Origin of the sequence: Rhizobium redzepovicii, assembly GCF_019793435.1 — a bacterium.
Lineage (GTDB): Bacteria > Pseudomonadota > Alphaproteobacteria > Rhizobiales > Rhizobiaceae > Rhizobium > Rhizobium redzepovicii.
Map to the genome: position 1 here is coordinate 224,799 of NZ_JAILYH010000012.1, position 15,568 is coordinate 240,366.

Annotated in this window: 15 protein-coding genes and 1 pseudogene; 8 read left to right on the forward strand and 8 right to left on the reverse strand. The window is 53.2% G+C overall.

What is annotated here, in order from left to right:
• Positions 1-3: 3 nt before the first annotated feature.
• The gene (locus K6N12_RS20635; protein WP_222148952.1) at positions 4-471 is read left to right on the forward strand and encodes a hypothetical protein; all 468 of its coding nucleotides are present in this window, start codon (positions 4-6) and stop codon (positions 469-471) included.
• Positions 472-515: 44 nt separating this feature from the next.
• Here K6N12_RS20635 and K6N12_RS20640 read toward each other — a convergent pair whose 3' ends face one another.
• Positions 516-905, reverse strand: a complete 390-nt coding sequence (locus K6N12_RS20640; protein WP_222148965.1) for an N-6 DNA methylase — start codon at positions 903-905, stop codon at positions 516-518.
• A 65-nt stretch (positions 906-970) separates the two neighbouring features.
• Here K6N12_RS20640 and K6N12_RS20645 point away from each other — a divergent pair, with 65 nt between their 5' ends.
• Together K6N12_RS20645 and K6N12_RS34165 are read left to right on the forward strand one after the other, a co-directional pair.
• The gene (locus K6N12_RS20645) at positions 971-2,485 is read left to right on the forward strand and encodes a hypothetical protein (RefSeq protein ID WP_222148953.1); all 1,515 of its coding nucleotides are present in this window, start codon (positions 971-973) and stop codon (positions 2,483-2,485) included.
• A 33-nt stretch (positions 2,486-2,518) separates the two neighbouring features.
• A complete protein-coding gene (locus K6N12_RS34165) occupies positions 2,519-3,013 on the forward strand; it encodes a hypothetical protein (protein ID WP_246645575.1) in 495 nt (164 codons plus the stop codon).
• Between the two features lie 23 nt (positions 3,014-3,036).
• Here K6N12_RS34165 and K6N12_RS20655 read toward each other — a convergent pair whose 3' ends face one another.
• Positions 3,037-4,272, reverse strand: a complete 1,236-nt coding sequence (locus K6N12_RS20655; RefSeq protein ID WP_222148954.1) for a ComEC/Rec2 family competence protein — start codon at positions 4,270-4,272, stop codon at positions 3,037-3,039.
• A gap of 231 nt (positions 4,273-4,503) precedes the next feature.
• Between K6N12_RS20655 and K6N12_RS20660 the strand changes: the two genes are divergently transcribed.
• From K6N12_RS20660 to K6N12_RS20670, 3 genes are all read left to right on the forward strand, one after another.
• Positions 4,504-5,055 carry a recombinase family protein gene (locus tag K6N12_RS20660; RefSeq protein WP_222148955.1) on the forward strand — a complete coding sequence of 184 codons (552 nt, stop codon included), beginning with the start codon at positions 4,504-4,506 and terminating at the stop codon, positions 5,053-5,055.
• A 110-nt stretch (positions 5,056-5,165) separates the two neighbouring features.
• Entirely contained in the window at positions 5,166-5,834 is a 669-nt protein-coding gene (locus K6N12_RS20665) for a hypothetical protein (protein WP_222148956.1), read from the forward strand.
• Between the two features lie 129 nt (positions 5,835-5,963).
• Positions 5,964-7,784 carry a DUF262 domain-containing protein gene (locus K6N12_RS20670; protein WP_222148957.1) on the forward strand — a complete coding sequence of 607 codons (1,821 nt, stop codon included), beginning with the start codon at positions 5,964-5,966 and terminating at the stop codon, positions 7,782-7,784.
• 291 nt (positions 7,785-8,075) lie between these two features.
• Here the strand turns inward: K6N12_RS20670 and K6N12_RS20675 are convergent, their stop codons facing one another.
• From K6N12_RS20675 to K6N12_RS20700, 6 genes are all read right to left on the reverse strand, one after another.
• Positions 8,076-9,416, reverse strand: a complete 1,341-nt coding sequence (locus K6N12_RS20675) for a hypothetical protein (RefSeq protein ID WP_222148958.1) — start codon at positions 9,414-9,416, stop codon at positions 8,076-8,078.
• Entirely contained in the window at positions 9,416-9,655 is a 240-nt protein-coding gene (locus K6N12_RS20680) for a hypothetical protein (protein ID WP_222148959.1), read from the reverse strand. The genes K6N12_RS20675 and K6N12_RS20680 overlap by 1 nt, the downstream gene beginning before the upstream one ends.
• A 162-nt stretch (positions 9,656-9,817) precedes the next feature.
• Positions 9,818-11,074: a S8 family peptidase gene (locus tag K6N12_RS20685; protein WP_222148960.1), complete on the reverse strand. Its 1,257-nt coding sequence runs from the start codon at positions 11,072-11,074 to the stop codon at positions 9,818-9,820.
• 11 nt (positions 11,075-11,085) lie between these two features.
• Positions 11,086-12,429 (reverse strand): radical SAM/SPASM domain-containing protein, encoded by a 1,344-nt coding sequence (locus K6N12_RS20690; RefSeq protein WP_222148961.1) that lies wholly within the window; start codon positions 12,427-12,429, stop codon positions 11,086-11,088.
• A gap of 50 nt (positions 12,430-12,479) precedes the next feature.
• Positions 12,480-12,662 carry a hypothetical protein gene (locus K6N12_RS20695; protein ID WP_222148962.1) on the reverse strand — a complete coding sequence of 61 codons (183 nt, stop codon included), beginning with the start codon at positions 12,660-12,662 and terminating at the stop codon, positions 12,480-12,482.
• A 740-nt stretch (positions 12,663-13,402) separates the two neighbouring features.
• The gene (locus K6N12_RS20700; protein ID WP_222148963.1) at positions 13,403-14,329 is read right to left on the reverse strand and encodes a hypothetical protein; all 927 of its coding nucleotides are present in this window, start codon (positions 14,327-14,329) and stop codon (positions 13,403-13,405) included.
• 348 nt (positions 14,330-14,677) lie between these two features.
• Here K6N12_RS20700 and K6N12_RS20705 point away from each other — a divergent pair, with 348 nt between their 5' ends.
• Both K6N12_RS20705 and K6N12_RS20710 read left to right on the forward strand, forming a co-directional pair.
• The gene (locus tag K6N12_RS20705; protein ID WP_222148964.1) at positions 14,678-14,905 is read left to right on the forward strand and encodes a hypothetical protein; all 228 of its coding nucleotides are present in this window, start codon (positions 14,678-14,680) and stop codon (positions 14,903-14,905) included.
• Positions 14,829-15,119, forward strand: a pseudogene (locus K6N12_RS20710) (transposase); the annotation flags it as partial. The gene K6N12_RS20705 and the pseudogene K6N12_RS20710, both read left to right, overlap by 77 nt.
• Positions 15,120-15,568 lie beyond the last annotated feature (449 nt).

The following is a 15,568-nucleotide window of genomic DNA, read 5'->3' on the forward strand; positions in this document are numbered from 1 at the left end:
ATCATGGACGACAATGACAGTCAGAAACAGCTCGCGATTTCAATTGCCGGATCCGTTACTCGAACCGAAGCTGACGCCCTCCGCGATTGGGCGCGACTGCTGATCGAACTAAAAGAAGAGAAAATGTCGGCCACGGCGAAGGCACGGAAAGCGATTTCGCTGACGGCCTCGAGCAGGGTCATACTGCCTGCAATGAAGATCATCAGCGCTCAGGCAAAGAAACATGGTTGGGACAACCGAACATCAACCCAGCGCTTCGGCATAGCAGCTGCGGCGGGAGCTTTTGCGCTGTTTCCTGGAGCGAACGCAGGCATAGCGGCACTCGGTGGTGCTGTCGGCGTGCCACTTTGGGCGGTTTTCGGCGGAGGCTCCATGTTTTTGAAGGTTTTGTACGACGAACTGACGAAGAGCTCACACGAGCACGTCAGGGAAACGACTTACAAAATTATTGACGCTGAAAAGCAGGATTGAAAGCAGCTTCGCGAGCTATTTCGGGAGAAAAGGACGGCGGGTCGCTAATCGGCTGTCGGCAAAAGGGATAGCCCAAGTTCTTTCAGAAACGTGTTGTGCTTAGCTGTCGACTCGCGAACCTGCTTCTCAATTTCGATCAACTCATCGTGCGTAGCCTTCAGATCGATCGCGATCTCCTGTTCGGCTGTGCTGATATACCGGGAGATATTGAGGTTGTAGTCTTCAGCGGCAATTCGCTCCATGCTGATACGTTTGGAGTAGCGATCCTCCTCCGTGCGGAATTGGTAGGTGTTAATGATTTTTTCAATGTGTTTCTCTGTGAGTTGGTTCTGACGTTTGACTTTCACGAAGTGCGCGGCGGCATTTATGAACAGCACGTCGTCCGGTTTCTTGCACTTCTTCAGTATGAGGATGCAGACGGGGATGAGAGAAATCCCTGTTCATCAGACGCTACAAAGAGGTCCTGCAATCCGAGACGCTGCAATCCCGTTGCCGCTGGGTGTGGATAGATTTTGGTTCGGGAAGTTTCGATCTTTCGAATGCCCAGGAATGGCTTGCGAGGGAATTTATTGAGAGCTTTCAGGCCGAAAACCCAGAACTCGACTTGACTAAGCGTGAGGTATTATGGGGCATTTTTTCTAAGCAAATCCAGCGTCGGAAGCCGATCTATGACGACGTTGCCGTGTGGGACCAAACGAAGGCTGCAATTCTTAGGAACGAGGACCTTCAGAAGTGGCAGGATGACCCGATCGAGTATGCAATCGGTTTGGCAAACCACATCCTCGGACAGCGTAAAGAACTGCTCCTTGTGGTGATGGACAACGTCGATCGGCTCGATCTCAGGTCGCAACTCGATATTTTTCAGCTTTCTCTCTGGTTTATGGGGCAAACTAAAGCCTTCACTATTCTCCAGATGCGTGATGAAACGTATGAGCGGTTCAAGACTAGGCCCCCGCTTGATACCTTTCGGGCAGGCATAGCCTTTCATATTTCGCCGCCCCGATTCATTGATGTGGTGCGCAAACGCCTTGACCTCAGTTTGGAGTATCTAGCGGAACGCTCTGAAAATACCCAGAGCTACGTTCTTCCGTCAGGCTTCCGCATCACGGTGCCTACGACCGAGCTGGGGCGGTTCCTGCAAGAGCTATACGTCGAGCTTTTCGAGCGCCGCCGAAACATTGCGCGAATAATGGAAAGCCTCGCCGGTAAGGATGTCCGCCGCGCACTCGATATGTTCGTCAGCATCATCACCTCGGGGCATTTGGGCGAGGATCAGATTACTTCGCAAGTGCGGGGTGGGGGAGAGATCAGAATCACGGAGCACAATCTCCTGAAAATCCTGATGCGGACGGACTACCGGCTTTTTAGCGATCGTAGCGGATTCATTTCAAACATCTTCAACTTCGAAAACGAATGGAACCGGCCGTCCAACTTTCTTGTCATCGAGATATTGTTCTTCCTCGCCGCTTCTCGAAAGCGCGCCGGTCAGATCGGCATAGAAGGGTATTTCACGGTCCAACACATATGCGAGCTTATGCAAAAGCTGGGATATGACCCGGAGGACACCGCGGCGGCTGTCAATCTGATCCTCACTAGATATCTGATTGATGCCGATCATATGGGCAACATTTTCGCCAAGATGTCCGACAGCGTCAAAATCAGCGCCTCGGGTTACATTCATCTCCGCACTTTGGTTGAGAGGATTGAATATCTCTACGGAATACTCGCAACAACGCGTGTGGCCGATGACCGGGTCCTCGCGATTATTGCCGAAGCGACGCAGCGCGAACTCAGGCTTGGCGATCTTACGGCACGTGCCAAGGTGCAGGTCGTCGAGGTCTTCCGTGACTATCTCGTCAAGCAGGCACACGCCGTCGCGGAAGCGGCCGGCAGGAAATTCGACATCAATGATGTAGATTCCGGGTCTGCATACGTGCTTCGTGCAATGGACCGAGCAATCGGCCGGTTCTACAGGCGGGATGATCATCCGGCAGAACTCGACCCGTTGGATTAGTCCGACCCATTTCATTTGCCCGCGATCTGGGCCATGACGGTCCGCCCTTCGCCTGGGACGAAGATCGCCGCGCGCTCCTCCGCGCCGAGCTCGACGCCTACAGCCCGGGCCTATGGCCTGACGCACGACGAGCTGGGCTACATCCTTGACCCCGCAGACTTGAAAGGCCCCGACTACCCCTCGGAAGCCTTCCGCGTTTTGAAGGAAAAGGAAATCCGCCAGTACGGCGAATATCGCACGCGCCGCCTCGTCCTCGAAGCCTGGGCAGGATGGAGATCGAGGGAACGTTTGCCGCTCTTGGGATGGCCGATGCTGTATTCGCCGCCGCACAGCCGATCGAGCTTCCGCAGCTTGGACAGTTCCCTGATGCGTTATGGGCTTGACCGCAGGGTAACTCTTATCGGCCAGGAGCCCCCAGTCCGCATACGCGCCAGACTGGTCATCATCGTCCGCACCCGAGGTGACATGCGGCAGTCGCAGCTTGAGCCTTATCGCGAGGCATGGGAAGCCTCGCTGCGTATTCCGTGAGATGGATCCGGTGTGCTTGGAGCCTAAGGAGCAGAAAAGAGGAGACGATCGCCGCGCGGAGCGTGATCGTCGGCTGTCGGCGCGACAGTCCACCCCAGACCTCGATGGGCATGAATCTGAGGCCCGTACGGATGGCGATATCCATTAGGCAAGCCATATGAAACCACAGCGCGCCCTGATGTGCCGTTTGGCCCTGGGGGAGCAGTGCCTCGACCACCATGATGCGGAATGCACAAGTGGGTCAAGTCCGCTTTCATGTGCGGTGCGATGTGTTCGTAGTCAGCATCGCCCGTCAGCAAAACTGCCTTCCCATCGCGCTCATATCTCATTTGATATCCGGTATTATTACGATCCACCGGGTCGAGGCATGTGCCGCGTTCGAAATGCAAACCGCCAATGATCAGAGGCCCGTCCACGAACGTCAACCGCGCGCCGAGCAACCGTTGGAACAGCGCCGTATTTGGGCCGACCAATTGATCTGGTGCGAACCAATCGTTCTGATGCCAGGCGACTTGGAGGCGCCCCATTTCAAAATGATCGAAATCCCAGTGGGACAGAAATATAAAGCCGTTTCCTAGATCTGGTGCAACGAAATGCCGAGGTAGCGATTTCTTGTTGAACCATAACGGATGGCCTGCATCAAAAAGTCCGATAGCCGTCCCATTACGACGCATAAGCACGGCGCTGGCTTGGCCCACGTCGAGGACGATGATTTCCAGCTTGTCATCATGATTGCTTACTGGCGGCGGTGACGCGGGCAACACACGGCTAGCAAGGTTTTGGAAGGCGATGGTTTGGTGATCACCGCGGGCCGCGTTACTTCCAGCTTGCAGTTTCATCACAAGTTCCGGGTTGTCACCAGTCGCGCCACCGGCGGGCAAGATGCGACCTATACGCCGAATTTTTTCAACCGAACGCTTCGAATCTCGTCTGTAGTCGTTGTCGGGCCGCATCTCCCAGGCCATCGGCGCTTGCCCTTCATCATGGAGACTTATCTCTACCCAATCGCCCTTCGCAACCTCACCAAGGTCGTGCCGATTGCGCCACACCCTCTCTGTCGAGATAGCTCGAATCAGGCTTAATGCCGAAGGATCATTCAACGATAAAGGGTTTTCATCAAACCGAGCAGCGTCCACCCCATCCAACAGCACGTGCGACCTGCTATAGTTGTTCCCTTCGATCGACCCAACCATATCTTCCAACAGCGCATAATATCGTTGCGGCTTGGGCTTGGACTCGAACTTCCTTCTCTTGATCATACGCCTAAAACTTCTTAAACCGGGGTGCCTCAGGCACCCTCCTTTTCAACGTGCTAACAATTTTACCTCATCCTCGATTAGCGCGAGGTCAAATTGAAAAGCGATATCGCGTGTATCATTGGGGTATAGCTGTATGTGACACGGTCGACGTTACCCCATTGGCCGTCACATTTGTCTTGACGTCGACCATTTGTGACAGGGTAGCCTTGAGCCTAAAGCTTGAGGTGACACATGACAAAAATAGGGTACGCCCGCGTCAGTACGATCGACCAGGATTTTGAAATTCAGCAACAACGCCTGAGAGCCGAAGGCTGTGTGATCGTGCGGGCAGAAAAGGTCTCTGGCGCGAGCCGCGATGGCCGAACTGAACTGGCAACCATCATCGAATTCCTCCGTGAAGGTGATGAGTTGATGGTGACTCGGCTTGATCGCCTCGGCCGTGACACCCGCGATGTGCTGAACATCGTCCATGAATGCGAGCAGCGCGGAGCTTTCGTAACGATACTTGATCCACATGTCTCGACGCACGGTGAGATGGGGCCTGTCATTTTAACGGTTCTGGGCATGGTTGCTCAAATGGAGCGGCGCTTCATAAAGGAGCGCCAGCGAGAAGGTATAGAGCGGGCCAAATCAGCCGGGCGGTACAAAGGAGGCAAGGTTCGAATTGACTATCAGAAGATTCTACAGTTGGCGGCAGCTGGCGTCGGCGCAACGGCAATTGCAAAAGAGATTGGATGCTCGCGAATGCAGGTCTACCGAGTCCTGGGCGCGGCCAGCGCGTGACCACTTTGCGCGTTAAACCAGCCAGAGTTCTTCACGACGCTACACTCCAACAGCAGAATCTGTTAGTGACATTCGCAGTCCGCTAATCTCGCCCTGCTATGGAGTTCTTTTTGCAAGACGTTCTGATCGAAAGGCGTCAGGTTGTGCGGATACATCTCGATCAACTTGAACGATCCATCGCACCCAGTGCGCCACGGGAAGGCGAGGCAATCTATGCCAGCATCGCGTTGCGCTTTCTGATGGACGATAACGCGCTGGGCGCTGTTGCTAATGAGTTCGGAATTGTCATTGAAATCGATGTCCCCGACTTCACAGGAACTCCGCTAACTCAGGCGATTGTGTTTGCTGCAGGCGGTTATCCTTATGGTGATCATGTCACCGAGGCCTATTATGCTTATCGCGCGTCCGGGCCCCAGAGTCCTCACCGCCGGCAGTTTGAAGAAAACCTGAAGACGTCGCCCCGAAGTCCATCCGTGAAAACGCTTAAGTACACCAAGTTCCTGGCTACGCCTTGCCTAGGGTTTGCCGGTGAGATTGTCGATCGCGCGACCCTCATCCGCTATGTCGCCAACAAGTGCGGCGGGGCCCACCACCATAGTTCTCGCACCAAGTTCGACACGATCGACAATAGGCTAACCGATATTGGGCACGGACTGCGGGTTCGCGGCGATGGTATGTCTGTGGTGTTCATGGAAACTCTCGGGACTGCTTGGTTTTTGCTCCAAAGCCCTGGTGTCACCGCGTTGCGGACCGCGCTTGCCTCAGGTTGTGGCCCGTAGTGCAAGGCGGTCTCGGACATTCAATAAGTAGGTTCGACATTGCGGCAAAAGCTCAACTACTTCCTCGGGAAGTTGACTTATCTAGTCCCAAAAAGCGGACAAGCAGATCATTCACACGGGGCTTTATTCATGAATAAACAGATCGATCCGCAGGACCGGAACATTAAATCTCTTTTCCAGGACTTCTATCGTGTGCCCGATTATCAGCGGGAGTACGTTTGGGGAGAGACGGATCCCCGCGGCGAAGGTGGCGAAGAGGTCGAGCAATTTTTGAGCGACATCTACAGCGAGTACCAGAATGCTAGTAAGAACGACGCGCCTGAGTATTTCATCGGGACCGTCGTCGTTTGCCGCGAGGACAGCGACGTTTTCGATCTCATCGACGGTCAGCAGCGAACCACAACCGCCTATCTTACATTATGCGCGCTCCGCGATATGCTGGTCACTTTGAATGCAGAAGTTCCAGAAGAGCTTCCCGGGCAGATAATCTATAGCTCCACCAACTGGCAGGGCGAGACAACGCAAAGCCTAAGGCTTGACCTTCAATACGAAGATGCCGGCGACGTCCTCAGAAGGTATGCGGAAGGTGCAGGCACCGACGCCCCCAGCGATGGGACGAGGTCGATCCGAAATCTCTACAACGCCTATCTCACAATCAAGGAATTCATTGAGACCACGCTTAAGAACGATCCAACGGAAGTGCGCCGCTTCTACGGCTACTTCACCAACAAGGTGAAGATTATCCGGATCGAAACTCCAACCGTAGCCGTGGCGTTGAAAATATTCGAAACGATCAATGATCGCGGCGTCGGCCTCGACGCCATGGACTTGCTCAAAAACCTTCTATTCATGAACGCGAAGGGCGAGGAGTTTAGCAAGCTGAAAACTGTGTGGAAACAGCTCACCGATGCTATCTATCTGGCCAACGAAAAGCCGCTCCGGTTCCTGAGGTACTATCTGCTTGCGGCTCATGATGTCGACGGAAGGCTTCGTGAAGACGCGATCTACGATTGGTTTCGGAAGAACGCGGAGCAAACCAATCATGAAAAGAAACCGCTCATTTTTGCCGGAAAGCTGCTTGACGCTGCCAAGGCGTATGCTCACTTCGCGAAGGGCCGGAACGTCGCTGGGGAAGAAGAGGCGGGGATCATCAACACCCGTCTCCTCGGCGGAAAGTCCATAAAACAGCACTTTATTCTCCTGCTTGCTGGCCGCTCCCTATCCCCTGCGAATTTCACCAAACTTGCCGACGAACTGGAGAAAACCATGTTCGTTTGGCTACTGACCGGCACGTCAGGTAAAGAGTATGAGAGACGTATTATCGAAGCTGCGCATCAGCTCAACAAAATCGCTGATGCGCAGCTCGAACTGTTTTTGGAGAAAACCTTGCGTGCCGAGCGTCAAACGCTGGCCGTAGAATTCCGGAGGACATTGCTTGGTCTGAAGACCTGGCAGCTCCGCGGCTTCCGTCTTCGCTATCTCCTGGCAAAGCTCACGCAGTATATCGACCTGCAGGCATACGGCCCGAGTGCATCCCGCGACCGCCTGTCCGACTACACGGCCGGCGGAAACGACATCGAGCACATCTTGGCATCGAATGCTTCTGCCGAGGCCGCGGAAGAGTTCGGCGAGGGTGCCGCCGATATCCATATTCGCCAGTGTCTCGGCAACCTGTTACTCATCGAAAAAGCGATCAACAGGGCGCTCCAGAACGGCCGGTATTCCGGAAAAATCGTGGCGTATGAGCAGTCGAAATTCCTGCTAACGAAGTGTCAGGCGGATGCTGCCTCGCACGAAGTGGGCAAAGACGACAAGATTACGGCAACCGTGCGCCAGCTCGAAAGCTGGCAACGTTGGAATGCAATAGCTGTCACGGAGCGTCAGGAGTTTCTGAGTAACCTGGCGGATGTCGTATGGGACATCCCAATGCCTTTAGCATCGAGCAACTGACAAGGAGCACCAGCGCCTCCACGGCGGGAATGTGCGCGGACTACGTGACACGACCAAGGACCAGTCGGTCTGTTTCCAGCTTGGTAGCGGTCGTGTCACGGCAAAGTTTAAGCTTTTAGCCACGGCGTCACATCTGGCAGCTTGCCGCCTCAAAGTTACCGTTTGAACGATATGAAGTGACGGCGCACCAGCCTATACCCACTTTTTACCCTGCCCAGGGCAGCTATGCTGGAATGACCATCCGCCTATTCGGGGAACAAATAATCTGGCTTCGATGAATGTCGATTCGCCCTAGTAAATCCAGCTGAGCAACCGTCGTGGTGGGTCATCGCCACCTGTGACAGACGCGTTAATCTTATAAATGGTATCGAGCTTTGCGCGAATATGCGGAAGCGCCGGATAAAAAAGATGGAAAATATCTTCTGATCTGGTCGCTGCGCAATTCTCACTGTCGCTGGCCCAATTTCGCCATTGGCGATACACGCTTAATCTGCGGTTCTTGAGCATCTGCCAATACGCTTCTTCTTCATCCGTATTCACCTCAGCACGCGTTGCCGCGAACAGCCAAATCCAGTCAACAGCAGACACCGCCAGCGTGACGGGCAGCTCGAAGCGCGCCGCTTGCGTTGTACAATTTAAAACGCCGTAGATATCACTGCAGCATTCGTCAACGGTCCGCCTCGGTCGCGCCTTGCCTTTCAACACATCGGTGTCGACCCACTTATACATTGCTGCAGCGTTAGTGATCTCCTTTCTGTTGTCGGTCAGATAATGCCCGAGTTCGTGGCCTGCAAGAAAATGAAACATCATAGACTTGCTCGCCTGGAGCAGATAGGAGCGTCGTTTTTCAAACTCAGGCCCAGTTCCGCCAACCGAGCCGTAGAGATCAAGAAACTCTTTCGTCGATCTAATTTTAAGCAACGTTTCGAGGCAAGAGCGCTCGGAATCGGTACAGGTTACAAAGGTGTCAACTAGAGATGCCGCAATTTCCGATTTGCTGGCGAGGCAGTTGCGCAAGTAACCCGGAACATCTTCATCATGCAGGGAAACTTCTGGATATTTGCCTTTGGGCCAATATACCATTAATCGCAACAAGTGGCCCAGAGCCGCCTCAAGTCTGTCGCTCAACCCCAGTGGAAAAGCTGCAAAAAGTGCGAGGCTGTCATATAGGAAATCGTGATCTAGACAGATTATCCAGGCCTCAAATTTCCGCCACTCGGGCGAACCGGATAGAAGCTCCTCTGTAGTGGTATATTTTGTGCAGACTGCCTTAAGAGCGCCTGAACGCAACAGGATGATCTGCCACCCGCCCCTGCTCGCTAAGTCCCTGCTTCGAAGAAAAAAATCGATCTCGGGAGCAAAGCCCCCGAGTTCCCGGGTGAATTGGAACCAAGTGTAGATCTTAGCGCCCTCAAACTTGCTGCTCCCAAGGATGGCGCGGTCGATCCAAGGGACGCCTATCTCGGTCCAAGTGGCAGTCGGCAGAGCATCCCGCAACAATACCTCACCCGTGGCGTCATAAAGATGTAGACCAGCAAAACGACTTTTCCATCGCCCGGCTGCTGCTCCTGAAAGCGGTTCCGCACCGATGTACCGCTTTCTCAAGCTATCTAGATCGTCGAGGTCGGGCATTATTTGTCTGCGAGATCTACTGTGACTATTGCCTGCTTATCCTTTCCGAGCTTCTTCAGGAGGTCCACGATTGCACCGACCAGCGTAAGGACTGGTGGCGCCCAATTGATGATGAACTCGATAACTTGGACGGCGTCTACCCCCTCGTGCTCCATACGTTGAAAGGGAATGCCTTGAGATTCCAAAAGCTGCTCAAGTTCCTGGCTGGTTTGATCTGATGCCTTGATCCTCAGTTCCATATGCCGTCCTCTAACTTTTGTGTGTTGTAGGAGGTGGTTTTCAATGGACCATGGACGCTCCGCCGGAGGTACTCATCTCAATGCCTTCCCGTGCCAACGGGTGGCGTTTTAGAAGACCAACTATGGATATAACGGTCATTGTTGGCCTGCGGCGAAATCGCACTAGTCTAAATTCAGCGCTGTGATCAACCTCGCGATATCAGGTTTACCTTTGCCTGCACGGTCCAGAGGTAGCGTTGGATTCACTGCCAAGCAATTTAAGAGGATTTCAGCCGCCTTTAAAGGCCGGGCCGCCGGGTCTTTCCGCCGCAAAGCAGAGAGTATTAGGGCTAACAGGCCGGTAATATGGGGAGCCGCCATGGATGTCCCAGAGTCCGATAGGTAGTCTCCACCGGGGATTGGTTGAACTATCTCGGCACCCGGGGCAATCAAATCTGGCACTGCAAAGGGGGAAGTTTGGGCGAAACGAGACGGCTGCTCGGCGCCCTTCAACGACGGAATAGTGACGTTAGACCAATCTACGGTGCCACCGCCGCTATAATCCCAAATGTTGCCGTTTCTATCAAAGGCTCCCACGCGGATTAACCGTGGGTCGCTCGAAACAGGCGGATAGTTACCGGGGGAGCGAGACGGATACTCGCCTGGCACGCCCCATTCGTTTCCTATAGCAGCAACTACCACCGCACCGGTTGATAAAAGAGCATCGACCGATTCCGCCCATTCTTCATGAAGTCCCGGCCAGCCCAAGGACAGATTCACAAAATCCACCTTCTGGTCACAGAGCCATCTAAGACCCGCGTCGATGCTTGCCACGGTCCCCACGTTACCCGTCTGGAGCACTCTAGCGATATGCAAATCCACTCCCGGAGCCACCCCTCGCAACTTTCCGTCATTTTCACCTGCGATAATGCTGGTGCAAAAAGTGCCGTGGTAATGAGAGAAGGTGGGTTTTGCTTTCTCATCGCTGATCAAAACTCCGGAAGCATCACGCTGTATTTCTTTGGATCCGTTTGCGTTGAAAGACGCAAAGGACTTAAGCCGCCCCTCAAGAACCAGCTTCTGAAATGTCTTTAGTGAGGCGTCCATTCCCGAGTCAGCAACACCGATACGCACTCCTGCGCCTTTGACGCCAGCATCCCAAAATCTGTTAACGTCGAAGGCTGTTTTAGTAATTCCCCAGTTGTCGGTGTTTGAAACGATATCACCTCCGGCGCCGCCGGGACGCCGTAAATTGAAGGCTATAGTTCTGTTGTTGAATACCGCCTCGGCGGTGTCGATATAGTCCATCACAAATTTCTGGGATACGACGAGCGTTCCAGGGCCAATTAATCTGCCACCATCAAGTGGTGGGATTATTTTTTTCTGAAGCCTGACTAAGAAGTGGTCACTTTCTGTAGCGCCCGCCGGTGTGTCACTCATTCTTTAGCCCCCTAGTCAAAAGAAAGTCGTTGACCGATGTACTCGACGTAAGATTCAATTTGGAATTTAATGGCCTCGCAAGGCGGCTTCGTCGCATTCATGTTAATACGAGGATGAGAACAGCCTCCCATGCAGAGCGGAAGAACTTTACAGGAAGAACAAGATTTATAGGTGAACGGGGCGAAATTGGTCCAGACAGTGCTATTATTTTCAGTAAGGCGGCTCTCAACCCACTCGAGCACGTTCCCAAGCGCCTCTGACTTCGCTCCCGCGCTCAGCCAGCACCTGCTGACAAACCCTTCCGGATCAACTACATACATATTGCCGCTTGTTGCACTGCAAAATTGTGTCTTGGGAGTTAGCCGTTGGCTGATCTTGCGCAGATCGACCGGCTCCTGCAGTAGGTGTTTTAATTCGAACTCCGCAAAATCCTTCCGGCTGACCACGTTGTGGCTTTCGGTCACGACGCCGCCGTCGTCGGGCTTAAAGCGATGACCGTGATTATCAACCTTTACCTTAGCTTCGCCTTCATAGTCGCTAACGCGAGCAAAATGCGAGATTTCGGCTAGGCCATAAGTCTTAAGACATTCCAGAATTTCGGAGGAATCACCTTTGTTTTCCTTGGTTAAATTAATCCGGATTTGAATGTCCAACCAATTTCGGGCTGCTATGACATTTCTCAGAATAAGTGAGGGTGTTCGATCCGGCTTGAGGACGCCTCGTTTAGACCAGCCGTCATCAATTAAGGCATCGAATGAGATCTGAGCTAGATTGAAGCCGATTTCGCTCAATTTTCTAGCAGTGTTTTCCGACAGAAGTGCTCCGTTGGTAACAATGCGCATGGGCTTCAAGTGAATGGCCCTATCTAGAGCCAATCTATTGAGCCGCTCGCCGAGGTAGATAACGGCCTCCTTGCATCGGAGTGGCTCGCCGCCATACCATGTGCAACTCAGCTCCGTGAATTTTCCGCGATCAAGCTGAGCGGCTATAAAATCAACGGTAGCCGATTGGACATCAGCCGACATCCCGCCGTCCACGCGATACTCGTCCTGATAACAATAACTACAGGCACGGTTGCATCCGAGTGTTGGAACCAATGTGACGTGCAGTACTCGATTGTCCGCCCTGTTGCCGACATAGCGAGCGGTGATCTCTTGTAATTCATCGCCACGAGTCAAGACGCCAGCATCATACAGTGGGGGGAGTTCAGCGTCGTCAATATCGTCACCGCGTTGAAGTGCTGCCGCGAGCTGGTTAGTTATTGAAACGAAAGAGCCTGTGCGCGCATTGTATACGACGCATGCGTTGCTTCTGTGCGTGAAAAAATTGTAGTTTGACAGAGTATATTGTGCCATATGCCCCCGCCTCTCCTAGATACGCCCTGCAAATTTGCAGGGCGCCTAGATTAGTTGAACTGAACTACGCAATCCCCTGCGCCACCGACCCCAGAAGATGCTACGTTTATAGCTTTAATGGTATATGCCCCTTCGGCAACCTGTTCACCATTCTTCACTTCAATCACCAACACAGTGTCTTTTCCAAGCTTTACTATCTTGGCATCACCAACATTCGGTTTTTGATTGGCCATTTTATGTTCCTCCTCAACAGAACAACTACAATTAGTGATATATGTGTTGCATTTTGTCAAACCATTTATTTTCGGTTGAGCTAAAACACGTATGCCTTGGAAATTTCGGAAGAGGGTTCAAAAAGCATCCGGTGAATGCCGCAGGTTAGGCTGCTTGAGCGTTCAGTCCGTGTGGCTGCCAATTCCACGGAAGCAATTGCTCCAGCGTACTGGTTGGCGTGTCGGGTGGCGCTCGCTCGAAAACTTGCGATTATCCTGCGCAGAATGTGGATAGACGGCACGAAATTCCAGTGGGGCAAGACGGCCGCGCCGGCATAATCGAGATAGCGAGAGGCCTCATCATCCTCACCACTTCAAGGTTTCGGTCGCCGGGACGAGAGCTTCGTAAGGTCGTGGAAGTCCTGTGATGTCTCGGCAAATCACGCGTACTAGATTGACCTACCGGTTCTTAATCTGATGGCAGGATGTGGCGGCTAACAATGCGGACCACGAACAGAAGCTACCCGGGCGGCGAGATTTTCGAAGAGAAAGGGATTGACGAACAAAGGCTCATTACAGAATGGACTTCCGATGTTCGTCTCAACCTCGCAAGACGGCCCTCACCGGGCGCTTACTCAAAACCTGCGGAACGGCTGATGCTTGTTCGAACGTTTCGGCGCCTTGACGGTAATAGTCGTCAGTGATCTGCCCGTGTTCACATTTAGCTTTCACTCACACGGATCGAATTATGGGCGCTTAATTCAAGCTTTTCCTACCGAGAGCATGCCCACGAGCGCATTCCGCACTGCGTCTTTGCCGAGGTACCGAAGGATTGAATGCCTCCATGCTCCCTCATTGATGACCTCTATGTCTTTTACAGCAGGCTTTCCCGCCAGCATAAAATCGTCAGAGATAAATGGGTCGAACCCATCCACGGGATCGAGGCGATCAAAGACATTAATCCAAGAATTCAGGACTGTTTTTGAGGGATAACCATCTTCTCGGCTCCAGGAGGGACGAAGCTCATCCTGTATCTCGTCGAGCCCTAGTGGGCTCCCTATCGTCACTAGATTGGAGATTGTTGGCATATCGGGCAGGCACTTTAGGCAATCGTAGGCGATAACTGAGCCAAGGCTATGGCCAATAACTATGTGCTGGGGGTCGCTTACGCCCTGGACTGAAGCTCGAAATCTTTTTCTAATTTCATCGCGGACCGCATAGTTTTCACCTGGCCGGGGCGAAAAACGTTCGTTGAACAAGTAATGATGTACGTCCCGCAGAAACACATTGAGGAAGTATTTTTTTCCCCATAGTGGAAGAGGCACACGCTCGACTGATAATCCAGCCTTAGCTCTGTTCGGCGGAATTTGGCTGACTAATTCAGCGGCTGCCAGGGTTCCTCCGATCTTCAACGCTAAGCCACTTATGAACTCGATTTCGTTGCCTGATCTCAAGGTTTGTATGGGTTCACCACTAGTTAGATTGAACTGACTAGTCTCGAAATCTGCTACGTTTGGAGCGGGGGAAGAATAGAGGATGTCTGCCCAATAGAACATCGAAGAGGTGGTGCCGTGCCATTTCGACGTCTTCCCGGCAGCCCCATTGAAAAGCGCGGCGTTCCAAGCCGAGAGTAGAAAAGATTGCTCTGGCTGGTTTCCGATCCCATGGACAAAAGTAATATGGGGCATAGATTTTTCCCCTATAGTAAAGTCTTATGGATAGAAACAAATAATCGAAAATGCAAGCTGAAATAGGCACTGTTGACAAAGTCGATTCCAAAATCGACTGAAGCGCGGCTTGTAATCGAGCCGTTCCTACTCAGGGAACGGGGACGCAAGCGCGGCCCGCCCTTGATAATCGTCGCTTTTAAACGGAATATTGCAACGATGTTGGCTTTCAAATCTTTGAGAAGCGCGCGAACGCGCCATACGTGAGCGAAGCGGCAGAAGACGAAATTCTCGTGACATACACCTAACTCCGGTCATCCAGCTCCAAGCAAAAGATTGCTCCCGCAACTTCAACAAGAGGATCGGAGCATGGATAAGATTGCGACAATCGGGTTGGACATAGCCAAGCAGGTATTTCAGGTCCACGGCACGGACGCGCAGGCCGCTACGTTATTCAATCGGAAATTACGACGGAGCGAGGTTCGCCCCTTCTTCGAGAAACTTTCCCCTTGTATCGTGGCTCGGCCTGACGCCAAAGCAGAATTCGAGCGGCGAAAAGCTGCGATTGGGAAAAATCTCGAGGATGGGAAACGGTGAGCTGCGCTCCCTTCTTTATATTGGCGCTATGAGTGTGCTTAGCGCGGCTCGCCGGTTCGGCACACGCTCTGGATGGCTGCGGAGGCTTATGGACAGGCGCCCACTCAAAGTGGTCGCAATCGCGCTCGCCAATAAAACTGCGAGAGTAGTATGGGCGTTGCTTACCAAGGGGGAAAGCTACCGCGCACCGGAACTCGTGGGGAAGTACAGTTAGCCAAGGGGATGTTGGGTCATAGCGATTGGCCGCTCGATACAATTCCTGCGCCGCGGGTCGTTCAGTTACGCTGAGCGGCCCGCTCCCGCTTAGGCTTTTACGCGCGCCGACGCCTGGAACGCCTCTTGAAAGCAATTCCTCGAAACCGGAGGGAAAGTGAATGTTCCGCACGCGGGGGACGCACAAAAGCCGTCTCGCTCCTAATCCCTTCGCTCGTCGAAGGGCGGCGCTGACGCCGGCATTATCTCGCGATCATAGGCAACTCAATCAGTCAACCAGCGGAGGCTGCCCCTTACTTTTTTAAACATGCCTTCAATTTGGATGTCAATCGGCTTGGTAACGGGACCCCTTATCGGCTCCCAAAAGTGACCCCTGCCTCTGGTTGCATAGGGTCAGCGCGCGTAGGCCCGGAGCTTTTCATTTAGCGCAGGGGCCTGCGGGCGCGGGTT